Origin of the sequence: Achromobacter sp. MFA1 R4 (assembly GCF_900156745.1) — a bacterium.
In the GTDB taxonomy this organism is placed as follows: Bacteria; Pseudomonadota; Gammaproteobacteria; order Burkholderiales; family Burkholderiaceae_B; genus Achromobacter.
In genome coordinates this window covers 5,071,063-5,093,308 of the sequence record NZ_LT707065.1, presented here as the reverse complement: position 1 = coordinate 5,093,308, position 22,246 = coordinate 5,071,063, and the positions used below count along the sequence as shown (strand labels likewise).

General features: G+C 64.5%; 18 protein-coding genes. 7 read left to right on the top strand and 11 right to left on the bottom strand.

Features of this window, described 5'->3' with window-relative positions; genetic code table 11:
* Window positions 1-2 precede the first annotated feature (2 nt).
* From BXA00_RS23290 to BXA00_RS23280, 3 genes are read left to right on the top strand one after another with little or no spacing between them, the layout of a single operon-like run.
* On the top strand, window positions 3-1,193 hold the full coding sequence (locus BXA00_RS23290; RefSeq protein WP_156902853.1) for an amino acid ABC transporter permease: 1,191 nt from the start codon (window positions 3-5) through the stop codon (window positions 1,191-1,193).
* A gap of 1 nt (window position 1,194) precedes the next feature.
* A complete protein-coding gene (locus BXA00_RS23285) occupies window positions 1,195-2,295 on the top strand; it encodes an amino acid ABC transporter permease (protein WP_076520752.1) in 1,101 nt (366 codons plus the stop codon).
* Between the two features lie 18 nt (window positions 2,296-2,313).
* Window positions 2,314-3,054, top strand: a complete 741-nt coding sequence (locus tag BXA00_RS23280; protein WP_076520751.1) for an amino acid ABC transporter ATP-binding protein — start codon at window positions 2,314-2,316, stop codon at window positions 3,052-3,054.
* A 124-nt stretch (window positions 3,055-3,178) separates the two neighbouring features.
* Here the strand turns inward: BXA00_RS23280 and BXA00_RS23275 are convergent, their stop codons facing one another.
* From BXA00_RS23275 to ilvA, 8 genes are all read right to left on the bottom strand, one after another.
* Entirely contained in the window at window positions 3,179-3,616 is a 438-nt protein-coding gene (locus tag BXA00_RS23275; protein ID WP_231952142.1) for a hypothetical protein, read from the bottom strand.
* Between the two features lie 124 nt (window positions 3,617-3,740).
* Window positions 3,741-3,998: a hypothetical protein gene (locus BXA00_RS28975; RefSeq protein ID WP_156902852.1), complete on the bottom strand. Its 258-nt coding sequence runs from the start codon at window positions 3,996-3,998 to the stop codon at window positions 3,741-3,743.
* Window positions 3,995-4,975: an RHS repeat-associated core domain-containing protein gene (locus BXA00_RS29450; RefSeq protein ID WP_076520750.1), complete on the bottom strand. Its 981-nt coding sequence runs from the start codon at window positions 4,973-4,975 to the stop codon at window positions 3,995-3,997. The genes BXA00_RS28975 and BXA00_RS29450 overlap by 4 nt, the downstream gene beginning before the upstream one ends.
* Window positions 4,976-5,414: 439 nt before the next feature.
* Window positions 5,415-5,723, bottom strand: a complete 309-nt coding sequence (locus BXA00_RS23265; protein ID WP_076520749.1) for a hypothetical protein — start codon at window positions 5,721-5,723, stop codon at window positions 5,415-5,417.
* A 12-nt stretch (window positions 5,724-5,735) separates the two neighbouring features.
* Complete coding sequence (locus BXA00_RS23260; protein WP_076520748.1) at window positions 5,736-10,604, bottom strand: RHS repeat-associated core domain-containing protein; 4,869 nt, start codon at window positions 10,602-10,604, stop codon at window positions 5,736-5,738.
* A gap of 408 nt (window positions 10,605-11,012) precedes the next feature.
* The gene (locus tag BXA00_RS23255; protein WP_076520747.1) at window positions 11,013-12,095 is read right to left on the bottom strand and encodes a porin; all 1,083 of its coding nucleotides are present in this window, start codon (window positions 12,093-12,095) and stop codon (window positions 11,013-11,015) included.
* Window positions 12,096-12,109: 14 nt separating this feature from the next.
* Window positions 12,110-13,282 carry a DUF1624 domain-containing protein gene (locus tag BXA00_RS23250; RefSeq protein WP_076520746.1) on the bottom strand — a complete coding sequence of 391 codons (1,173 nt, stop codon included), beginning with the start codon at window positions 13,280-13,282 and terminating at the stop codon, window positions 12,110-12,112.
* Between the two features lie 141 nt (window positions 13,283-13,423).
* A complete protein-coding gene (ilvA, locus tag BXA00_RS23245; RefSeq protein WP_076520745.1) occupies window positions 13,424-14,995 on the bottom strand; it encodes a threonine ammonia-lyase, biosynthetic in 1,572 nt (523 codons plus the stop codon).
* 615 nt (window positions 14,996-15,610) lie between these two features.
* Here ilvA and BXA00_RS23240 point away from each other — a divergent pair.
* From BXA00_RS23240 to BXA00_RS23230, 3 genes are all read left to right on the top strand, one after another.
* Entirely contained in the window at window positions 15,611-17,839 is a 2,229-nt protein-coding gene (locus tag BXA00_RS23240) for an NADP-dependent isocitrate dehydrogenase (protein ID WP_076520744.1), read from the top strand.
* 244 nt (window positions 17,840-18,083) lie between these two features.
* Window positions 18,084-18,464, top strand: coding sequence for a type II toxin-antitoxin system RelE/ParE family toxin (locus BXA00_RS23235; RefSeq protein WP_076520743.1), 381 nt, complete (start codon window positions 18,084-18,086; stop codon window positions 18,462-18,464).
* The gene (locus BXA00_RS23230; protein ID WP_076520742.1) at window positions 18,448-18,750 is read left to right on the top strand and encodes a DNA-binding transcriptional regulator; all 303 of its coding nucleotides are present in this window, start codon (window positions 18,448-18,450) and stop codon (window positions 18,748-18,750) included. The genes BXA00_RS23235 and BXA00_RS23230 overlap by 17 nt, the downstream gene beginning before the upstream one ends.
* 93 nt (window positions 18,751-18,843) lie before the next feature.
* Here the strand turns inward: BXA00_RS23230 and BXA00_RS23225 are convergent, their stop codons facing one another.
* From BXA00_RS23225 to BXA00_RS23215, 3 genes are all read right to left on the bottom strand, one after another.
* Entirely contained in the window at window positions 18,844-19,596 is a 753-nt protein-coding gene (locus BXA00_RS23225; protein ID WP_076522088.1) for an amino acid ABC transporter ATP-binding protein, read from the bottom strand.
* Window positions 19,597-19,627: 31 nt separating this feature from the next.
* Entirely contained in the window at window positions 19,628-20,281 is a 654-nt protein-coding gene (locus tag BXA00_RS23220; protein WP_056561483.1) for an amino acid ABC transporter permease, read from the bottom strand.
* A 128-nt stretch (window positions 20,282-20,409) separates the two neighbouring features.
* Window positions 20,410-21,201 carry an amino acid ABC transporter substrate-binding protein gene (locus BXA00_RS23215; RefSeq protein ID WP_076520741.1) on the bottom strand — a complete coding sequence of 264 codons (792 nt, stop codon included), beginning with the start codon at window positions 21,199-21,201 and terminating at the stop codon, window positions 20,410-20,412.
* Window positions 21,202-21,379: 178 nt separating this feature from the next.
* Here BXA00_RS23215 and BXA00_RS23210 point away from each other — a divergent pair, with 178 nt between their 5' ends.
* Complete coding sequence (locus BXA00_RS23210; RefSeq protein ID WP_076520740.1) at window positions 21,380-22,237, top strand: TlpA disulfide reductase family protein; 858 nt, start codon at window positions 21,380-21,382, stop codon at window positions 22,235-22,237.
* Window positions 22,238-22,246 lie beyond the last annotated feature (9 nt).

Here is a 22,246-nt window from a genome sequence, read left to right as displayed (position 1 = left end):
CCGTGGCGCCGCATATCGCTCAACGCCCGGCGCAGCGGCCGCCGCGCCGGGTCTCCTGGAACGACCCGGCCACGCGCGCGCTGGTCTACCAGGCGCTGGCCCTGGCGCTCGTCGGGGCCGCCGTCTGGTTCCTGGTGCACAACACGCTGCACAACCTGTCGCTGCGCAACATCTCGACCGGTTTCGGCTTCCTGAATCGCGAGGCGGGCTTTGCCATTGGCGAAACGGTCATCGCCTACTCTCCCGCCGACACTTACGGGCGGGCCATCTTCGCCGGGGTGCTGAACACGCTGCGCGTCGGGCTGCTGGCGCTGGTGGCCGCGACCGTCCTGGGCGTCTTCATCGGCGTAGGCCGCTTGTCCAAGAACTGGCTGGTCAACAAGATCACCTCCGTTTACGTCGAAGTGATGCGCAACGTGCCGTTGCTGTTGCAGCTCTTCTTCTGGTACGCGCTCATCACCGAAAACATGCCGGGTCCGCGGCAGGCGCACCATCCGCTCCCGGGCGTCTTCATCTCCAATCGCGGGCTGAAGGTGCCGGGGCTGGAAGGCGCGTCGCTGGACTGGATGCTGGGCGGACTGGCGCTGGCCATCGTGGCGATCGTCGTCCTGGGGCATTGGGCCACCAAGCGCCAGGAGGCGACCGGGCAGCCGTTCAAGCTGGGCCGCACTGCCATCGGCCTGCTGGTCGCGTTCCCCCTCATCGGCTGGCTCGCGAGCGGCGCGTCGCTGACGCTGGACATGCCGGCGCTCAAGGGCTTTAACTTCGTCGGCGGGCTGACGCTGACGCCGGAGTTCGTCGCCCTCTTCCTGGGCCTGACCGTCTACACCTCGGCCTTCATCGCCGAAGTGGTGCGCTCGGGCATCCAGGCGGTCAACAACGGCCAGTGGGAAGCCGCCGGCTCGCTGGGCCTGCCGCGCCGCCTGGTGCTGCGCCTGGTGATCCTGCCGCAGGCGCTGCGCGTCATCATCCCCCCGATGACCAGCCAGTACCTGAACCTGTTGAAGAACAGTTCGCTGGCGGTGGCCATCGGCTACCCCGACATCGTGTCGGTCGTGAACACCACGCTGAACCAGACCGGCCAGGCCATCGAAGGCATCCTCATCATCATGGGCGCCTACCTCACGGTCAGCCTGTCGATCTCGATATTCATGAACTGGTACAACAAGCGCATCGCGCTGGTGGAGCGTTGAGATGAGCAACACTACGCAAACCCTGGGCGCGGACCTCGCCCCGCCCGGCGCGCAGACCGGCGCTTGGGCCTGGATGCGGGCGCGCCTGTTCTCGTCGCCGCTCAATCTTCTGATCACCGTGCTGCTGGCGTGGGGCCTGCTGATGGCGGTGCCGGCGCTGGTGGAATGGGCCTTCATCAAGGCGAACTTCGACGCGGCCAACGCGCAGGAATGCCGGGCCTCCGGCGGCGCCTGCTGGGCCTTCATCATTGAAAAGCACCGGCTGATTCTGTTCGGCACGTATCCTTTCGACGAACAATGGCGGCCGCTGATCGCCACCGTGATCCTCATCGCCGTGATCGTGGCAAGCGGCATGCGCCGCTTCTGGAACGGCAAGCTCGCACTCATCTGGACGCTGGGCCTGGCGGCCGTGGCCGTGCTGATGTGGGGCGGCGTATTCGGCCTGACCTACGTCGAAAGCGCCCGCTGGGGCGGCCTGCCGCTCACCTTGATCCTGGCCACCTTCGGCATCGCCTTCGCCTTTCCGATCGGCGTGCTGCTGGCCTTGGGACGCCGGTCGAAAATGCCCGCGATCAAGGCGCTGTGCGTCGTGTACATCGAGCTGATCCGCGGCGTGCCGCTCATCAGCCTGCTGTTCATGTCCTCGGTCATGCTGCCGCTGTTCCTGCCCGAAGGCTTCACCATCGACAAGCTCCTGCGCGCACAGATCGCCATCATCATGTTCGCCGCGGCCTACATCGCCGAAACGGTGCGCGGCGGCTTGCAGGCCATCCCGAAGGGGCAGTACGAAGGCGCGGACTCGCTCGGCCTGAACTACTGGCAGCAGATGCGCAAGATCATCCTGCCGCAGGCGCTCAAGATCGTGATTCCGCCGCTGGTGGGCATCTTCATCAGCCTGTTCAAGGACACGTCGCTGGTCGTGATCATCGGCATCTTCGACCTGACGCTGGCGGCCAAGGCGGCCCTGTCCGACGCGGCGTGGCGAGGTTTCGGGGTGGAGGCCTATCTCTTCATCTCGCTGATCTACTTCGTCTTCTGCTATTCCATGTCCAAATACAGCCGCGCGCTCGAGCAGCGCCTGGCCACCGGGCACGCCCGGTAAATCCGAAGGAGACCAGGCATGTCCGATGCCATCATTCGCCTGCAGGACGTCAACAAGTGGTACGGCCAGTTCCACGTCCTGCGCAACATCAACCTGAACGTCGCCCAGGGTGAACGCATCGTGGTATGCGGGCCCTCGGGCTCGGGCAAGTCCACGATGATCCGCTGCATCAACCGGCTGGAAGAACACCAGAAAGGCCAGATCATCGTCGACGGCACGGAGCTCACCAGCGATCTGAAGCACATCGAGACCATCCGCCGCGAGGTCGGCATGGTGTTCCAGCATTTCAACCTGTTCCCGCACCTGACCGTGCTGGAAAACCTGACGCTGGGTCCCATGTGGGTCCTCAAGCAATCCCGCGCCCAGGCCGAAGCCACGGCCATGAAATACCTGGAGCGCGTGCGCATCCCGGACCAGGCCCTCAAGTTCCCCGGGCAGCTATCCGGCGGCCAGCAGCAGCGCGTGGCGATCGCGCGGTCGTTGTGCATGAATCCCAAGGTCATGCTGTTCGACGAACCCACGTCCGCGCTGGATCCCGAAATGGTCAAGGAGGTGCTGGACGTGATGGTCACGCTGGCGCAGGAAAGCGGCATGACGATGATCTGCGTGACGCATGAAATGGGCTTCGCGCGCAAGGTCGCCAACCGGGTGATCTTCATGGATCGTGGCGAGATCATCGAAGAGAACAACCCGGACGACTTCTTCGATCATCCGCGGAATGAAAGAACCAGGCTGTTTTTGAGTCAGATTCTGCATTGAGCCCGGGGCAACGATTGAAGTGTGCTTCGCGCACAGGCGAGCGAGGTCGCCGCCTGTGTGTCGAGCGCGCGGCTTTCATAGGGGCTTGATATCTGCAACCGCATCATCTCTGATGTCGTCCAGACTATTCAACGAACTGGTCGATGTCGTCCAGGGCATCTTGCGCTCTTCCCGACAGCACCGGGTTATCAAGTTCACGGTCGAGAATTGGCATCACCCTGTTTCGATCAATCCTCTTATGCATTCTGGCGACGTGCCCAATGCAGGTAATAGCCAGCCCTTTTATCTCATCATCTCCGCCATCCTTAATTGCTTGGATGCATTTATCCAGGATCCATTCCGGGTCGTCCGAGTTGAAACACAGATTCAGCAATGCATCTGCAACGACACTCCTGTCGGTGGACCCAAGCAGACGTTCGATTTCAGATTTGGTGTAAAGATTCGCCATTCTGCTATCTCCCGAGTTTTCCTTTGCTTGTAGCCATTCCAGATCTCTGTAATGCGGAGCGGTGCGTATCATGCAAGTCGCACCAGCACCGCACATGTCCGTGAAACTCTTCATCTCCATTTGGATGAGTGACTGTCTTGTCCAAAATAACGATTTCCTGGTTTTCGGCATCAACGCCAACGCGGCGCGGGGAGTGTTTCTAACTCACCCCTGACCTTGCCACCGCCCGTATATCGCTTCACCCCTTCTGTTTAATTCTCCTCTCATTGAGGACGATGATGTCGACATGGTTATCTTGAGAGAAATCCGCGATTGCATCTTGAAGGTGCATATGCTCGATATCATGGAGTTGGATTTCTCGGGAAGCCCTTAATAGAAAATTACCGAGCGCACGAAAGGTGTCTGCGCTGCCAATTATGGAAATTTCGTCCAGCGCTATGGACGTATCGGTGCCCACTGCAGTGCCTAGGGCTCTAAATCCGGCTAGCTTTCTCATAAATCAAATCCTTGAGTTCGCAAATATTCCATCTCTTTTCTAGTCAAGTCGGAAATCTTGCCCCGCGATCCATGACTTTGTGTACCGTCGCGGTTAACAACGACTTCTTGATGCCGTGATTTGCACTGACAGTGTGCGTGTACTTGCTGATCGGTATTTTCGACGTGCGGGGGGTCTACCCGTATTCGCCCATTCCCGACTGGAGTCCATCGACCTGAACGCGCCAACCCCAACGGATCAACCCACTCTACCGGATTATCCGCATACTGATAAACATTCAATCCACCCGCAAACCCGATCGGATCCTTCGTAATGAACCGTCCGATGTGCGGATCATAGTACCGATGCCGGTTGTAATGCAGGCCTGTTTCCCGGTCCAGATACTGCCCCTGAAATCGGATCGGATTACGGACTCCCGCCGCGCGCGCGGCATCGGTGATGGCTTCTTTTGCCGCGCCCCACGCGTGGTATTGCGCAGTCCAGGCGATCTCGCCTTGCGCGTCGGTCAGTTCCTGCGGCGTGCCCAGGTGATCGCAGTGATACCAGGCCAGGGCGTCCACCGGGTCCGGGTCGGGCGAGGTCGTCCATAGCGGATCGCGGTCGATGTCATAGGCTCCGGCGTACGCCGGTTGCTGGTGCAGGAGAATTGGCTTGCGGCTGATCGCCTGGGCCAGCGGCACGAAAATGCCGGGTTCGTAGAGGTAGTGCGTGGTCTGGTCGTCGTGGCCTTCCCATGCCAGGGTATCGCCATCCCAGCCGTAGAGCGTCGTGCTGCAGCCCAACGCGCGATTCGCGCGCGCTTGTTCTTCCCGGATCTGCGCGGGCGTCATGCCGGGCCGTTCGCGCCAGTGCGCTTCGGATTGCTTTAGCAGGCGGCGGCCCAGCGCGTCGTAGGTGTAGTGGGTGCCGGCATATTCGCGTAGGAGGTTGTCCAGGCGCGCCGAACGATGGCGGTAGGTGTAGACGGGGCCGGCCATGCCCAGGGAGGATTCTTGTGCGGGGTAGCTCGCACCGGGCACGTCATCGTCTGGCCATCTGCGGGAGAATATGGCGGCGGGGTCGTTGCGGTTGCCGGAGGATGTGGCGAGGGCGCTGGACGGGATCGGCGCGAGCGAGCCGGCTTAAGCGCAGGCCCGCAAAGAAACAGAACTACTTGGGTGAACCGATCGACTCTTTTTGCTGCGCACCACGCGTGCCATAGCGCGTTCCTCCCAGTCTCGCCTTACTCACCAGTCAGTGCCTGCGGTGTGCCCAACTGGTCGCAGTGAACCCTAGGTTGCGGAGATGAACGTGGTGGAGTCTTTCGATGAGATCACGGCCCTGGAGGGATACTGCGTCCCGACGTACCCAAACAGCAAGTTGCGAAGGCGCGCGGAGCCCATCCCGGCTTGCCATTTCCTCTTCTCGGCGAGACCGTTACAAGCGGCGAATCGCCGTCGTCGTCTTCATGTCGTCTTTCACGCCGATCAGATATTTATCGAGTTTTGCTGCCTCAATCTCTGCAAGTGTTGCTGGGCGCCACTGCCAGTTCTCGTTCCAAGCGAACCATTTTGCATTTTCATAGTTGTGAGGATCACACGCGTAGGCCACATCGTTTGTGCACGTATCGAACTCCGCCGCGTAACCAATGATCTCAACCCCATCCAGTGCCATCAGATATAAATAGTCGCTTTGCTCATAACAGTCCACGCTCACGGCCATGGCTACGTAATATTTATCTTCCATAACTTTCCTCGTTCATTTTGGAAATGAAGTCACCACCTTATTTGTCCCGGGGAGAGTGACAATCTTTACGCCATTCAAAGTTGGATTGCCGGCCGCCAAGCCCGAAAAGCCCCCAGCCTTTCCTGCATTAGGAAATGTGATGTCGTAGTTGAAGTTGCCATTTCCTCCTACTGTAGGTCGCACGCCATCCTTTACCGCTTTACTCCATGCCGCGTTTGTCGTCGTTATCGGATCCTCGTTGAAAATTCCATGTGATGGCTTTTCTAGATTGTCTGTTCCGTGCTTGCGCACGTGATCGATCGCACTCTCCCCAGTTGCGGGATGGACTCTCGACCAATCCAAACAACCGCAAGCTTTGGGCAATTGGGGAGCCAACCCCAACGGATCCACCCATCCCACCGGGTTATCCACATACTGATAAACATTCAGCCCACCCGCAAACCCGATCGGATCCTTCGCAATGAACCGTCCGATCTGCGGATCATAGTATCGATGCCGGTTGTAATGCAGGCCCGTTTCCGGGTCCAGATACTGCCCCTGGAATCGGATCGGATTACGGATTCCCGCCGCGCGGGCGGCATCGGTGATGGCCTCTTTGGCTGCACCCCACGCGTGGTATTGCGCGCTCCAAACTACCTCGCCTTGCGCGTCAGTCAGTTCCTGGGGTGTGCCCAGGTGGTCGCAGTGATACCAGGCCATGGCGTCCACCGGGTCCGGGTCGGGCGAGGATATCCATAGCGGATCGCGGTCGATGTCATAGGCATCCGCGTAAGCCGGTTGCTGATGCAGCAGCACGGGCTTGCGGCTGATCGCCTGGGCCAGTGGCACGAAGCTGCCGGGTTCGTAGAGGTAGTGCGTGGTCTGGTCGTCGCGGCCTTCCCATGCCAAGGTATCGCCATCCCAACCGTACAGCGTTGTGCTGCAACCCATCGCGCGGTTCAGGCGGGCTTGCTCTTCCTGGCGCTGCGCGGGCGTCATGCCCGGCCGTTCGCGCCAGTGAGCCTCGGACTGCTTGAGCAGGCGGCGGCCCAGCGCGTCGTACTGGTACCTCACGTGCAGGCGGTCGTTGCTGTAGCCCGTCAGGCGGTTGAAAAGGTCCCACTGCAGGCGCGAGCGCTGGCCGTTGTGCAGCTTTTCAACGAGGTTGCCGCGGGCATCGTAGGTGTAGTGGGTGCCGGCGTATTCGCGTAGGAGGTTGTCCAGGCGCGCGGAACGCTGGCGGTAGGTGTAGACGGGGCCCGCCATGCCCGGGGACTCTTGTGCTGGGTGGCTCGCCGGATCCAGCAGGTTGTTGGCCGGATCGAAGGCGAAGGCTTCCTTGCCGAGGCTGCTGGTGGCCTCCAATAGGCGTCCTACCGGGTCATAGCGGTAGGCCAAGGGGCCTCGGCGGCTGTCCTGGATTGCTTCCAACTGGCCGGCCGCATCGTAGCGGTAGCCGCGGTGGATCAGGCGTTGCGCGCCCCGCGCGATGCTCTGTGCATTGAGGCGCCCCATCGCGTCCCACGATTGCGTCTGCGCCAGGCCATTGCCTTGCGTGCGCGTGGTCTCGCGGTGCAGGTCGTCGCGTTCGATGCTGACGAGTTCATGGTCGTCGAACATCAGGCCGTGCACGTGGCCCGAGCCATAGGTCAGCACGCTGACGCGATGGCCATCGGGGCGGTGCGTGGCGATGCGCTGGTTCAGCTCGTTGTACTCGTGCTTCCAGACCGCCACGACTGGCTGCGCCAGGGCCAGATAGTGCTGGTGTTCGCGGGTCAGGTTGCCGGCGGCGTCGTGGAACCATTGGAGCCGGCAGGCGGTGTTTTCGGCGAGGATCAGGCGGCCGTTGCCGTCGTAGGCGTAGCGCTCCGTTTGCGTCTCGACGCGAACCTGCGCTGAGCGTGTCGAGGCTCGCGCTGACGTTTGCGCGCCCCTTTTCGCGACCGTTTGCACCGGGGCCTGCGCCGGCGGCGCATACGGCCGCGCCAGCCGCTGTGTCACGCGGCCCAATGCGTCGAACATGAACTCGATTACCCGGTCACCATCCTGCGCCGACAGCAACGTTCCGCTGTCCGGGTCGTAGCGATATCGGGTGGCCACGTCATCGAAGCCTCGCTCCTCCAGCAGTCGCCCGGCCGGGTCATAGACAAATCTCGCTTGCCGGTCGTTCTCATTCGCCAGCGCCGTGAGTCGGCCCAGCTTGTCCCATTCGTATTGGAGCGTCCTGCCCGCCGCGTCCAGGCGCCGGGCAAGGAGCCCCGCGCCGTTGTACGTCCATTGCGTGCGCCGGCCCAGCGCGTCGGTGTGGGCCAGTAGCCGCCCTTCGGCGTCTCGCTCGTAGTGTTCGACCGTCTGGTCCGGGTGCGTGACCAGGGCCAGGTGCCCCGCCTCGTACCCGTAGCGCGTGACGTTGCCCGCCGCATCCGTGAAGGCGGTCACCTGTCCCGCCTCGTCATACATCCACGCGCTGCGCTTGCCCGAGCAATCCGTGTACTGCGTAAGCTGGCCTGCGGCGTCGTAGGCCAGCAGTTTCTCTCCGCCCCGGGCGTCCCGGATCGCAACCGGATGGCCCGCCGCGTCATAGGCGTATTCGGTCTTGTGACCCAGCGGATCGATCGTCTCGGTCAGATACCCACGCGGGCTGTAGTCGCGCTGCCACAGGCCGCCTTCGGCGTCGCGGATCTTGAAGAGCTGGTCCTGGTCGTCGTAGGCGTAGTGGACCGAGGTGCTGTCCGCGCGCAAGTGTTCGAGCAGGTTGCTGCGCTCGTCGTAGGCGTAGCTGTCGATGTTGCCGTCGGGGTGGATGTGCGTGACCACGTTCTTGCCGTCGTCGCGATACAGCCATTCCGACAGGCCGTCCGGGTGCACGATGCGGTAGGTGTAGCCGTCGATGTCGTAGTAGTGCTCCGTGACATGGCCCAGCGCGTCGGTGACATAGGTCAGGCGGATCTCGGGGTGCCAGCGCAGGCGCGTGTCGAAGCTGCCGTCGTCGGCCCATTCGCGGATGGCGCGCGCCTTGGGGCCTGAACCCTTCCACTCCAGGTTCATGCCGCGTCCGGTGCGGTCGGTGTAGCGGGTGATGAGGTGGTGTCGGTAGTGGTAGTCCCACTGCGCCTGGTGCTCGTCGCGCGCTTGCAGCAGGTCCCCTTGCTCGTCGTAGTCGTAACCGGCCAGTTGCCGCTGCGGTTCTCCGTCCTTGAGCTGCCAGAGCGCGACGATGCGGCCGGCGGCGTCGATCTGCGTGCCGACGTGCGTGTGAGGTGCATCGTCCAGATACGTCACGAGGTCGGACAGAACGCTGCGCCGTCCCACGACATGCCGATAGTGCAGCGCCACGCGCGCACCGTTGCGCAGGTAGATGCCCGTCAGCCGAAACCGCCGGCCCTCGCGTTGGTAGGTGGCGCGCCGCTCGTACCCTTGCGCCACGGTTAGGTCGGTGTCGGAAGTGCGCACCACCGTCAGATTCTCGACCGGGTCGTAGTGGAACTTGCCAACCGCCGGTAGCGGCCACGCGTGCGTGCGTCCGTCCTCGGCGTGATAGCGCAGGGTTTCGCGATCCGCGCCTGCCGTCTTGATGTCGATGCGTGTGGTGTACTCGTTGATCCAGCGCGCGCCCAGCGGCCCCCTATCAAACGCAGCGAGATCCGACGAATACGTTCGCGCCCAGCGCAGCGCAAAAGGCCCGCGCAGCGAGAAATCCACATGCTTGATGCGCTCCGTGCCCATCGCAAAACTGATGCTGTGGCAAGTGGCCGGGCAGGCGCCGTTCTTGTCCGGATTGGCATTCCGCCGCGCGCGGGCCTGGCGGCGGATGCGCGCCAGGCGCATCGAGCGCGCCATCTGCCGGGCCTTGCTCGCCACGGCCGGTCGCACGTTCGTGCCGATGGCGTACCCCTTGCGCTGGCGCCACAGCACCACAGCCACCGACAGGTGCATGAGCAATGACGCGATGCTGTTGACGTTGTTCTCGTCGGCGAGCGATTGCATGCTGTCATTGACTTGCGGCGCCAGGGCGTTCAGGCGCTGGGCGGAGCGCAGCATCAAGTCGCGCGCCTTGCCGGGCAGCAGGTCCTTGGCGGCGTTGCCGACCGACTGCTTGCTGCCGCGCACGCCGCTACCCAGGCCATCCCAGAGGTCGCGCGCGGCGCCCCGCGGCGAGTCCCATTTCTTGTCCCACGCGGACGAGAGCTGCGCGCCGGCTTTCTCGAACGAGGCATCCGCGTTGGCCGGCACGGTCAGGCTGACCAGGACATCGGCCAGCGCCCGAATGATTTCCTCTGCCTTGGCCCCCGCATCCCGCAGCAGCCCTTCCAGCCGGGCCTGCGCCTGTTGCGCGAAGTCTTCGATGTCGCCAGCGATGTTCTCGCTCAGGTGCGCAGCCAGGGCCATGATGATCGCGTTGCCCAGGCCCGCCTTGGCCTGGCGTGCGACCTCCTTTTGCACGAGAAACAGCGCGGGCCGCAGGCTCATGCGCGCAGCCGCCGTGCCAGGCGCGGGCACCACGCCAAAGAGGTTGATGCCCAGGCTGACCCAGTCCAGGAATTGCGTGGGATTGCTGTCGACCAATGTCGTGATGTCGCCGATGGCATCCACCAGCGCCATGAGGTTGCCCAGCACCGGCACCGCGCCCGCTGCCGCCTTGATGCGCGGCAGCGTGACCCAGCCGTCGCTGTTCTCGCGCAGCCATTGGTCAAAGGCGTTCTGGCCGGCTTCGACGTCTTCGGGGGCAATGGTGTTCAGCGGGGCGACCACGCCCTGCGGGCCGTCCAGGTCTTCGTCGCTCCATTGGATGCCGTCGTTCTCGGCTTCGGCTTCCTGGTATTCGGCGTCGGTGTAGTGCTCTTCGACGGGAGGGGCGTTTCGCTTTGGAACGGAGGGGGCAGCGCCTGGCGGGGTTGGCATGACGGAGTCCGGTGTCGTCGCAATGGCCTTCAAGAGGCCGGAGGCATCCCGTTGTCGGGAATGCGGCGACATATGCGAAATCCGTGCCAGCGTTAGCGGTGCAAAGAAAACCCCTGCAACATCAAGGCCTTGAAGCTGAATCCCGCGCGAATCAGCCAGCCGATCGCCATCGCGGCTCAAGAAAAGCCGCGGTTTGGCCGGAAAATCGAGCCAAGTTTGGCCCGGTTATTTCCAAGTCATTGATAAATAAGAAAACGCACCGGGCCAGATTTGGCCCGGCCGGGTCAAATCTGGCCCGGTGCGCCCGTCGGAACGCGATCAGCCGCGACGCAGCGCACCCGTTTCGCCGTGGCTATCCAAACAAACGCGGGACCCCGGCGGCCCCGCCGACGCCCTTGCCGCGCCAAGTCAGAACCGGTGCCGCATTCCCACCGCGTACTGCGCCTGGTGCCACGACGGATCGTCCCAGGCGCCCCGCATGTAGCCGTAGATCGCGTACACGTTGGTGCGCTTGGACAGGTCGTACACGTAGCCCGCCGAATACACCTGCTGGGAGTGCGTGGCGCCGTCGCGTTCAAGGGAACCACCGCCCGGCAGGCTGGCCTGCCATGACGCCATCACGGTGCCCGACCCCGCGCGCCACGTCGCGCCCGCCATCACGCCGTGGACCGTGCTGCCCGGGAAGTAGCTGCGCTGGCCGGGCGATTGCACGGCCGGGATGGTGGACCCATTGCGCATCACGGACCAGCCGGCGTAGAACGTGAACGCGTCCACCATGGCGCGGCCCGCGAGCGTATAGGCGAAGGGCTGGCGATCGGCGCCGGCCTTTGACATTGCCGCGGACTGCGCCGTGCCATCGGCCCAGCGCGCGCCTTCGTAGGTCGCGGCGATCGAATAGCCTGGCCGGTCAAACACGATCGCGGCGCTGTACAGCTTGTTGGTGGTGCCGGTCTGGAAGCCGCCTCCGCCGTCGTAGTCCAGGCTGGCGTCCACGCCCGCGCGCAAGCCGCCGACGGACGGCGTCCAGTAGGCCACGGTGTTGTCGGCGCGATTGGCGTTGTAGGGCAACAGTGTCGTCTGCGCGCCGGTGATCAGGTATGACGCCAGGAAGGCGTCGTAGTCGGCGAGCGTGGCGGAAGACGCCGACGTCTGCCGGCCCAGCCGCAGGTCGCCAAAGCCGCCCGACACGCCCACCCAGGCCGCTCGCCCGAACAGGCGGCCGCCCTGCGCGGACTTGCCGTTGGTGGCAAGGACGCCGCTTTCGAGCTGGAAATTCGCGCGCAACCCGTTGCCGAGGTCTTCGCTGCCGCGCAGCCCCCAACGCGAGCCGGACTGCACGCCCGACTGCATATTGATCGCCGTGCCGCGCTCCTGCGTGGAAAAGCCCGCCACGCTGAGGTCCACGACGCCGTACAGCGTCACGGCGCCCGGCTGCGCGTCGGCCGCCCACGGGGCCAGCAGAACCGCGATGCCCGCGGAAAATTTTCGCATCGCCATCGCCGGCCTCACAGGTACTTGAGCCAGGCGATGTCGCGGCGCGCCGCCTTCAGGCGGCCGAACCGGCGCACGGGCCAATACAGCGCCACGGCGAGCAGGATCGAGATCGCCCACACCGCCCCCATGCCGTCCACGCCGAAATACTTGCCCTGGTTCAGGCCCCAGATGCCCTCGCCCGCCAGGTACAGCGCCTTCAACACGTACAGGTGCAGCAGGTAGAAGAACATGGGTGCCGCCCCGAAAACGCACAGCGCCCGCACCCATGCGGCCGATTGCGCCTTCTCGATCAGCACCAGCAGGCACAGGCCCAGGCCCAGCGTGAGCAGCAGAAACAGCAGCGACGGCGGGTACTTGGTGATGTTCAGAAAGCTCATCGCCGTATGCAGGGCGTCGTCCTGGACGGCCCATTGCTGCGCCTGGCCGTAGCCGTTCAGCATCCTCAACACCACAAAGCCGGCCACGGCGGCCAGGCCAGCCGTCCACAGGCGACGCTGGCGCACACCGGCCTGCACGCCCGGCTGAAACCAGGCGCCCGCCGCATAGCCCAGCGCGATCACCCCGATCCACGGCAGCAGGGGGTACGACGTGCGCAGGCGCAACGTGTCACTAACCTCGAGCCAGCCGCGGTCGTGCAACACCGCCCACGGCACGTGCATGGCATGGCCGGCCGCAAAATGCAGCCCGTCCAACGCGTTGTGGCCCGCCACCAGCACGACGCCGGTCACGACGAGCGCCCAGCGCGGCAGCCAGAGCAATGCTGCCAGCGACAGCATGGACAGGCCGATCACCCAGATGACCTGCAGGTAGACGACGGTGGGCGGAAACTGGAAGGTCCAGGCGAAATTCACCACGATGACTTCCAGCGCGATGAGAAAGAGGCCCCGCTTGGCGAGAAACGCGGCGGTCGCACCCCGGCTGCCCGCCTTGGCGCCGTACAGCCAGGCCGACAGGCCCGTCAGGAAGACGAACACCGGCGCGCACAGGTGCGCCAGCAGCCGCGAGAAAAACAGGTCCGGCGGCGTGGCCGCCACGTCCATCGGATCGCCGACCTGATGATGCAGGAAGAAGGTCTCGCGCACGTGGTCCAGCAGCATGATCACGATGACCAGGCCGCGCAAGGCGTCGATGGATTGCAGGCGGGAATGTTGCGGGGAAGCGGGAACGGGAATGGATGAAGCCATCTTGGAATGCAGCGGTGAAAAGCGCGCGAAGGACCGTCGTCCGCGCCGCGCAAAAACCCAGCATAGTAATGTAATAACATTACTTTTCCAAAACAGCGGTGCAGCCGCCTCCCAGCCTGGCTGCACCGACCCGCGCCGCAGTCACATCAGGAACTGCCGGTAAGCCGCGTTGCCCGTTTCTTCGGCATGCGCGTAGCCCAGTTGCCGCAGGAATGCGTCCAGCGCCGCGTCGTCGGCGACCGGGGCCTGGATGCCCACCAGCGCCGAACTGAAATCCGCGCCCTGGTTGCGGTAATGGAACAGGCTGATGTTCCAGTTGGGCGCCATCGCCGACAGGAATTTCATCAGCGCGCCCGGGCGCTCGGGGAATTCAAAGCGGAACAGGCGCTCTCCGCCCGCCAGTGGCGATCGGCCGCCCACCATGTAGCGGATGTGCTGCTTGGACACCTCGTTGTGGGTCAGATCGGTGGCCGAGAAGCCTTCGGTGGTCAGCGCGGCCATGATCTCGGCGGCCTCGCCGCGGCGCGCGATCTGCACGCTCACGAAAATGTGGGCGGTGCGTGCATCGGCGATGCGATAGTTGAATTCGGTCACGCTGCGCTGGCCGATCACGCCGCAGAAGCGCCGGAAACTGCCGCGCTCTTCCGGGATGGTCACGGCAAAGACCGCCTCGCGCGCCTCGCCCACCTCGGCCCGGTCCGCCACGAAGCGCATACGGTCGAAGTTCATGTTGGCGCCCGAAGTGACCGCCACCAGCGACTGTCCGCGCGCGCCTTCCCGCTCCACGTACTTCTTCAAGCCCGCCACCGCCAGCGCGCCCGCAGGCTCCAGCACGCTGCGCGTATCCAGGAACACGTCCTTGATGGCCGCGCACACCGCGTCCGTGTCCACCAGGATCACCTCGTCCAGGTATTCGCGACACAGGCGGAAGGTTTCCTCGCCGACCAGCTTGACAGCCGTGCCGTCCGAAAACAGGCCCACTTCGGCCAGGATGACGCGCTCGCCCACGCGCAACGATTGCGCCATCGCGCAGGAATCCTCGGTCTGCACGCCGATCACCTTGACGCCGGGATGGACCGCCTTGACATACGTGGACACGCCCGCCGCCAGGCTGCCTCCGCCGATGGGCACGAAGATCGCATGCAGCGGCTCGGGGTGCTGGCGCAGGATCTCCATGCCGACCGTGCCCTGCCCCGCGATCACGTAGGGGTCATCGAAGGCGGGCACGAAGGTCAGGTCCTGTTCCCGCGCCAGTTTTTGCGCATGGGCGTAGGCGTCGTTGTAGGAATCGCCGGCCTGCACCACCGTGACGGTCGGTCCGCCATGGGCCCGCACGGCATCCACCTTGACCTGCGGCGCGGTCTGCGGCACCACGATGATGGCGCGCACGCCCAGCCGGGCCGCCGAGATCGCCACGCCCTGCGCGTGATTGCCGGCCGATGCCGTGATCACGCCCCGGTCCAGCGCGGCCTGCGGCGTATTGCGCATCTTGTTGTACGCCCCGCGCACCTTGAACGAAAACACCGGCTGGTTGTCTTCGCGCTTGAAGTGGACGGTGTTGCCGAGCCGCGCGGACAGGCCGCGCGCCAGGTCCAGTTCGGTTTCACGGGCGATGTCATAGACCCGCGCGGTCAGGATGTGCCGAAGGTATTCCATGGGCGAGGCGTTGCCGGCCTGGAAATCTGGGGTCGTGGTGGGAGATGGTGCGGACATGGACTCTCTGCTTGGGTAGGCTTGCCCGGCAGAGGCGGCCACAAAAAACCCGCCTCGTGGGGCGGGTGGCTGTGACTGTTGCGGTCGCGCGCTAACCCACCATTCCAGGAATGATGGTAATAATCAGCGAAATGCGAACAGCGCGGAAATTCATGCCCGCTACTTTCCTCTCAACGGGCGGCTTTGTCAAACGCGGCATGCCATCGGCGTGGCCGCCGGGCGGGGTCCGCAGCCGCTTGTCATCCGGGCGGCAGACCGCAGCGGGTTGCCCGGCCCTTATCCGTCCCCGGTAAATGCCATTGGCTTATTCCGGCTTATTCCTGTTTATTTCAGCTCAAGCAGGAAATAGAACCATTTCCGCCGCGAAATGCGTAGCACGGTATTACAATGGAAAGTTCGTGGCAGCCGCACTTTCCAAGGCGGACCCGGATTTGGCCCAGCGTATCGGCCGATCCGGTCCAGTCAAAAAATAGGACGGGCGGCCGTCATGTTGGGGGGACGCTCGGCCTGCGCGTCCGCCCATACGAACCCACTCTCGACAACATCTACCGGCTTACGCCGCATAGCATGTTCGGGTTTGCGCGTCAGCGCCTGAGCCGAACAGATTCAAGGATCATGTCTCTTACTCCTAAGATTATCTATACCCTCACCGACGAAGCTCCGGCACTTGCAACCCGTTCGCTGCTGCCCATCGTCCAGGCATTCGCCAAACCCGCAGGCATCACGGTCGAGACCCGCGACATTTCGCTGGCTGGCCGCATCATCGCCCTGTTCCCGGATTACCTCGACGACAGCCAGAAGCTGTCCGACGCCCTGGCTGAGCTGGGCGCCCTGGCGGTCAAGCCGGAAGCCAACATCATCAAGCTGCCCAACATCAGCGCCTCGATGCCCCAACTGAAGGCGGCCATCAAGGAACTGCAAGACCAGGGCTACAAGCTGCCGGACTACCCGGACGCCCCCGCCAACGACACCGAGCGCGACGTCAAGGCCCGCTACGACAAGGTCAAGGGCAGCGCCGTGAACCCGGTCCTGCGCGAAGGCAATTCCGACCGCCGCGCTCCGCTGTCGGTCAAGAACTACGCCCGCAAGCACCCGCACAAGATGGGCGCCTGGTCGTCTGACTCCAAGTCGCACGTCGCCCACATGAGCGAAGGCGATTTCTACGGCACCGAAAAGTCCGCCCTCATCGCCCAGGCCGGCGACGTGAAGATCGAACTGACCGCCGCCGACGGCAGCAAGACCGTCCTGAAGGAAAAGACCCCGGTCAAGGCTGGCGAGATCATCGACGCCGCCGTGCTGTCGACCGCCAAGCTGAAGTCCTTCCTGCAGGCGCAGATCGACGACGCGCGCGCCACCGGCGTGCTGTTCTCGGTGCACCTGAAGGCCACCATGATGAAGGTCTCGGACCCCGTCATCTTCGGCCACGTGGTCTCCGTGTTCTACAAGGACGTCCTGGCCAAGCACGCCGACGCCCTCAAGCAAGCCGGCTTCGACCCCAACAACGGTATTGGCGACCTGTACGCCAAGATCCAGTCGCTGCCCGCCGACCAGCAGGCCGCCATCACCGCCGACATCGACGCCGCCTACAAGACGCTGCCGCAACTGGCCATGGTGAACTCCGACAAGGGCATCACCAACCTGCACGTGCCCAGCGACGTGATCGTCGATGCGTCCATGCCCGCCATGATCCGCGACTCCGGCAAGATGTGGAACGCCGAAGGCAAGCTGCAGGACGCCAAGGCCGTCATTCCCGACCGCAGCTACGCCGGCGTCTACCAGGCCGTCATCGACGACTGCAAGCGCAATGGCGCCTTCAATCCGGTCACGATGGGCAGCGTGCCCAACGTCGGCCTGATGGCCCAGGCTGCCGAAGAATACGGCTCGCACAACAAGACCTTCGTCATCCCGGCCGCGGGCACCGTGCGCGTCACCGACGCCGCCGGCACCGTGCTGCTGGAGCAGGCCGTCGAAGCCGGCGACCTCTGGCGCATGTGCCAGACCAAGGACGCCGCGATCCAGGACTGGGTCAAGCTGGCTGTTGCCCGCGCCCGCGCCACCAAGACGCCCGCCGTCTTCTGGCTGGACGAAAAGCGCGCCCACGACGCCCAGGTCATCGCCAAGGTCAAGCAGTACCTGAAGGACCACGACACCAGCGGCCTGGACCTGCGCATCCTCGACCCGGTCGAAGCCACCAAGTTCTCGGTCAAGCGCATCCGCGAAGGCCTGGACACCATCTCGGTCACCGGCAACGTCCTGCGTGACTACCTGACCGACCTGTTCCCCATCATGGAACTGGGCACCAGCGCCAAGATGCTGTCGATCGTCCCCCTGGTCGCCGGCGGCGGCCTGTTCGAGACGGGCGCCGGCGGTTCCGCGCCCAAGCACGTGCAGCAGTTCCTGGAAGAAGGCTTCCTGCGCTGGGATTCGCTGGGCGAATTCATGGCGCTGGCCGAGTCGCTGGACCACCTGGGCCGCACGTACAAGAACCCGACCGCCCAGATCCTGGCCAAGACGCTGGATCAGGCCACGGCCAAGTTCCTGGACGAGAACAAGTCGCCCGAGCGCAAGGTCGGCGGCCTGGACAACCGCGGCAGCCACTTCTACCTGGCGATGTACTGGGCCCAGGCCCTGGCCGCCCAGACCGAAGACCGCGCCCTGGCCGCGCAGTTCGCGCCCGCCGCGGCTGCGTTGTCGGAAGGCGAAGGCAAGATCCTGGACGAGCTCAAGGCCGCCCAGGGCAAGCCGGTGGACATCGGCGGCTACTACCAGCCGAACGAAGCCCTGGCCAGCCAGGCCATGCGCCCCAGCGCCACGCTGAACAAGGTGCTGGCCTCGATCGGCTAAACGCCCTGCGTTGCTGGCAGGCGTGAGCGGGCCAGCAGGAAAAAGCCGGCAGTCCCAATCGGGGCTGCCGGCTTTTTTTGTGTGCGACTTCGGCCGCATTGGCGTCATCGCCAATATCAGACCGCCTTACGGTCGTCCTGCCGACCTCTTAGTGCGCGTCCGAGCTTATGTTTTGCTCTGAACTCGCTTGAAAGAAGCGCTGCATAAATATACCCGTTAAGGGTACACTTTGGAGTGGCCAGCAATGGTGGTGCTGAAACGCAGGGATTTTTCCCGATGGCAGGCAGGAGAAGGTCTGTCCGACGCCGCGCTGTGCGGCGCAATCCGCGGAATGGAGTGCGGCCTTGTCGACGCGGATCTGGGCGGTCATCTCTACAAATTGCGAATTGCCCGACCCGGAAGAGGCAAGCGCGACGGATATCGCACGCTGTTATCCGCCCGTATCGGCAGCCGCTATGTCTTCTTGCACGGCTACCCGAAAAGCGACAAGGCCAACATCACCCCCGACGAGCGAAAAGCCCTGCAATTCGCCGGCAAGGTCTTTCTGAGCCTAACGGGGGCCACGCTATCCGGGGCGTTGCAGGCCGGCGTACTACTGGAGGTGAAGTGTGAGCAAACTCATTGAATCCCTGCGCGACGATCTTGCCGCGCTTTACCGGGCGGGGTCGATCGACAAAGTCACCATGCGCGACTTTGACGCGATCTGTCCCGCACCCGTCCGGAATTTCAGCCCTGGGGACATCAAGCGGCTTCGCGAAGATTTACGGTTTAGCCAGCCCGTTTTCGCGCTGCATCTGCACACCAGCGCTTCGACGATCAGGAAATGGGAGCAAGGCGACACGCGCCCGACAGGCCCCGCCCTGAAACTTCTCAACATCCTGGCCGACAAAGGCCTGCAAGCCATACTCTGACGCCACGCCAGCGATTCGCAGCCGCTGGCGCCATCGGCCTGCCGGCCATACCCTGCCCCGAACGCCAGTCCCCTGTCCCGGACAGCGCACCGCTCAGAGCATGTGCGCCAAAAACTCCCGGCTGCGCGCGTGCTTGGGCGCGGCAAAGAATTCGGCGGAAGGCGCTTCCTCTACGATGCGGCCGTCGTCCATGAAGATGACCCGGTGCGCCACTTCCCGGGCAAATCCCATTTCATGCGTCACGACCAGCATGGTCATGCGCTCATCCGCCAATTGCTTCATGGTGCGCAGCACTTCGCCCGTCAGTTCCGGGTCCAGCGCCGAGGTCGGCTCGTCGAACAGCATGATGTCGGGCTCCATGGCCAGCGCGCGGGCAATGGCGACGCGCTGCTTCTGGCCGCCGGACAGGCGCGTGGGATAGTTGTCGCGTTTGTTCAGCAGGCCGACCTTGCGCAGCAGCTCTTCCGCCTTGGGCACGATTTCGGCGCGCGACAGGCGTTTTACGGTGATGGGCGCCTCGATGATGTTCTGCAGCACCGTCATGTGCGGAAACAGGTTGAACGACTGGAACACCATGCCCATCTTGCGGCAGATGCGCCGCACGTCCGCGTCGCTGGCGTACTGGCTGCGTCCGCCGGGAACGGCGGCGGCCATGGTCTCGCCCTCGATGTCGATACTGCCTTCGTCGATGGTTTCCAGATGGTTCAGGCACCGCAGGAAGGTGCTTTTGCCCGAGCCGGACGGGCCGATCACCGCCACCACTTCGCCCTGCTCCAGCGTCAGCGACACCTGATCCAGCACGCGGTTCGCGCCGAAGGACTTGACGATGTTGCGGGCCTGGATCATGACGGGTCGCGCGATGGCGCCGGCCGGGGAATTACTGGTCATATTTGGCATAGCGCTTTTCCATGTGCTGGAAGAACCACGTCAGGAGCAGCGTCATCAACAGATAGAAGGCGGCGGCGACGAGGAACGGCGTGGTCGTGAAGTCGCGCTGCACGATGCCCCGCGCCGTGCGCAGGATGTCGTTGAGCGCCAGCACGTAGATGAGCGAGGTGTCCTTGACCAGGGTGATGGTCTCGTTGCTCATGGGCGGCAGCACACGCTGGACCATCTGCGGCAATACGATGCGGCGCAGCGTCTGCAGGTACGTCATGCCCAGCACCTTGCTGCCTTCGTACTGCCCGCGGTCCACCGACTGGATGCCGGCCCGGAAGATCTCGGCGAAGTACGCCGCGTAATTCAGGGCGAACGCGACGACCGCGGCCGGGAAGTCAGGCAGCCGGATCCCGATTACCGGCACGAACGGCAGCGCGAAGTAGATGAACAGCATCTGGAGCATGAGCGGCGTGCCGCGCATCAGCCAGATATAGCCATTGACCGCACGGCTCAGCAGCGGCCACTTCGAGATGCGCGCCAGGGCCAGCACCAGGCCCAGCGGCACCGCGAGCGCCAGCGTGATGAAAAACAGCGTCAAGGTCACTTTCGCGCCTTGCGCCAAGGGCCCCAGAAGGGAGAGTACGTAGTCCATGCAGTGGGTTCGCGCCGCGGGGGCAAGTGGAAATCAGGGGCAAGCCCGCCTGGCCTCGCGGCGCGGCGGCGGGCTGCGGACTGCAACGCCATGGCGCCCCGGCCGGCTGGCCGCGGGCGCCTTAGCGCTTACTTGATGATGTTGGCGCCGAACCACTGGGTGGCGATGCGGCCGGCGGTGCCGTCCTGCTTCATCGAATCCAGCGTCTTGTCCAGCTTGGCGAGCAGTTCGGTGTCGTCCTTGCGTACGCCGACACCGTAGTCTTCCGTGCCGAAGTTCTCTTCCAGCACGCGGTATTCGCCCGCGCGCTTGCTGATCAGGTAACGACCCACGACCTCGTCGACGACGATGGCGTCCAGGCGGCCGGCGGCCAGGTCCATCAGCGCCGTGACGTTGTCGCCGAACTTCTTGACTTCCTTGATCTGGGCGGCCACGGGGTCCTTGGCGATGGCGTCGGTGGCGCTGCTGCCATCCTGCGCGCCGATGACCTTGCCGGCCAGGTCATTCTTGACCTTGATGGGCGAGGTGTTGCCCACGATGATGATCTGGTGGTTGGCCATGTAGGGCGCGGTGAAGCTGATGTTCTTCTTGCGCTCTTCGGTGATGGTCAGGCCGTTCCACAGCACATCGACGCGCTTGCCGTTCAGTTCGGCTTCCTTGGCGCTCCAGTCGATGGGCTTGAATTCCACTTCGATGCCCAGGCGCTTGCTGGCTTCCTTGGCCATGTCGATGTCAAAGCCGACGATCTGGTTGCTGGCGTCCCGGAATCCCATGGGCGGGAAGTTGTCGTCCAGACCGACGACGACCTTCTTGGGGGTGGCCGGCGCCTGGGCGCCCGCGGCGGGCGCCTTGTCGCCGGGACCGCAGGCCGTGAGCAGCGTGGTTGCGGACACAAGAAGTACAGCAGTCAGTTTTTTCATCGTTGTGGGTGCGCGAGGCGCGAGGAGTGAAGAATGCCGGAAAGACGGGCATAAGCCGCGAGGCGGTATTTTAGCCTCCTCGCCGGGAAGTGCCGGCGCGCGCCCTGTCCCGGGCTGCGTCCGCCTGGCGGACGCCCCCGCCATGCTAGGCTGGCGCCCTTCCCCGCCCGGAGTCCGCATGTCGCCCGCCATTCGTCTTGGTCCCCTGGTCTTTCCCGCCGAACTGGCGGTGCTCGCCGCCGCGGTGGCCCTCGGCCTGCTGGCCGCGCGCCTCCTGGACCGTCCGGCCCGGGACAGGCCCGGCGCGGACGCGTCGGGCGTCCTGTGGCGCGCCCTCATTGCCGGGCTGGTGGCCGCCCGGCTGGGGTTCGTCTGGCAGTACCGGGACCTGTTCGCGCAGGATCCGCTGTCCATCCTGGACGTGCGCGACGGCGGCTGGGCGGGCATGACGGGCCTGGCGATCGGCTGGATCTATGCGGTGGTCGCCATGCTGCGGCGCGGCGCTCGCCGCCCGGCCGTGTTGGGGGCCCTGGCCCTGGCCAGCGTGGCATGGCTGGCAGGCGGCCGGATGCTGGCCCCCGAGGGCCAGGCGCAGCCCGCGCTCGCGGCGCTGACGCTCCAGGACCTGAACGGCGTCCCAGCCGGGCTGGCCGCCTTTCAGGGCAGGCCCGTCGTCGTCAATCTGTGGGCAAGCTGGTGCCCGCCGTGCCGCCGCGAAATGCCCGCGTTCGCGCAGGCGCAGGCCAGCCGCCCCGACGTGCACTTCGTCTTTTTGAACCAGGGCGAGGCCAGCCCCGAGATCCTGCAGTATCTGCGGCAACATGCCCCCGGCCTTCGGAATGTGCTGCGGGACCCGGCCAGCGACGCCTCGCGCAAGTTCAGCAATCGCGGGCTGCCGGCCACGCTGTTCCTGGATGCCGGCGGACGGCTGGTGGACCTGCGCGTGGGGGAATTGTCGGCGGCAACCCTAGCCCAGCGTCTGGACGCGCTGGGCAGCGCGGGCGGGCAACCCGTACCGGCGAAGGCCAGCAAGTAGCCGAGGATG

Excerpts from the sequence above, each read along its gene's own strand:
- BXA00_RS23275 (WP_231952142.1), bottom strand. The coding sequence starts at position 3,616 with ATGAAGAGTTTCACGGACATGTGCGGTGCTGGTGCGACTTGCATGATA.
- BXA00_RS23240 (WP_076520744.1), top strand. The coding sequence starts at position 15,611 with ATGTCTCTTACTCCTAAGATTATCTATACCCTCACCGACGAAGCTCCG.
- BXA00_RS23280 (WP_076520751.1), top strand. The coding sequence starts at position 2,314 with ATGTCCGATGCCATCATTCGCCTGCAGGACGTCAACAAGTGGTACGGC.
- BXA00_RS23235 (WP_076520743.1), top strand. The coding sequence starts at position 18,084 with ATGGTGGTGCTGAAACGCAGGGATTTTTCCCGATGGCAGGCAGGAGAA.
- BXA00_RS23255 (WP_076520747.1), bottom strand. The coding sequence starts at position 12,095 with ATGCGAAAATTTTCCGCGGGCATCGCGGTTCTGCTGGCCCCGTGGGCG.
- BXA00_RS23215 (WP_076520741.1), bottom strand. The coding sequence starts at position 21,201 with ATGAAAAAACTGACTGCTGTACTTCTTGTGTCCGCAACCACGCTGCTC.
- BXA00_RS23220 (WP_056561483.1), bottom strand. The coding sequence starts at position 20,281 with ATGGACTACGTACTCTCCCTTCTGGGGCCCTTGGCGCAAGGCGCGAAA.
- BXA00_RS23265 (WP_076520749.1), bottom strand. The coding sequence starts at position 5,723 with ATGGAAGATAAATATTACGTAGCCATGGCCGTGAGCGTGGACTGTTAT.
- BXA00_RS28975 (WP_156902852.1), bottom strand. The coding sequence starts at position 3,998 with ATGAGAAAGCTAGCCGGATTTAGAGCCCTAGGCACTGCAGTGGGCACC.
- BXA00_RS23225 (WP_076522088.1), bottom strand. The coding sequence starts at position 19,596 with ATGATCCAGGCCCGCAACATCGTCAAGTCCTTCGGCGCGAACCGCGTG.
- BXA00_RS23250 (WP_076520746.1), bottom strand. The coding sequence starts at position 13,282 with ATGGCTTCATCCATTCCCGTTCCCGCTTCCCCGCAACATTCCCGCCTG.
- BXA00_RS29450 (WP_076520750.1), bottom strand. The coding sequence starts at position 4,975 with ATGGCCGGCCCCGTCTACACCTACCGCCATCGTTCGGCGCGCCTGGAC.
- BXA00_RS23210 (WP_076520740.1), top strand. The coding sequence starts at position 21,380 with ATGTCGCCCGCCATTCGTCTTGGTCCCCTGGTCTTTCCCGCCGAACTG.
- BXA00_RS23260 (WP_076520748.1), bottom strand. The coding sequence starts at position 10,604 with ATGCCAACCCCGCCAGGCGCTGCCCCCTCCGTTCCAAAGCGAAACGCC.
- BXA00_RS23285 (WP_076520752.1), top strand. The coding sequence starts at position 1,195 with ATGAGCAACACTACGCAAACCCTGGGCGCGGACCTCGCCCCGCCCGGC.
- ilvA (WP_076520745.1), bottom strand. The coding sequence starts at position 14,995 with ATGTCCGCACCATCTCCCACCACGACCCCAGATTTCCAGGCCGGCAAC.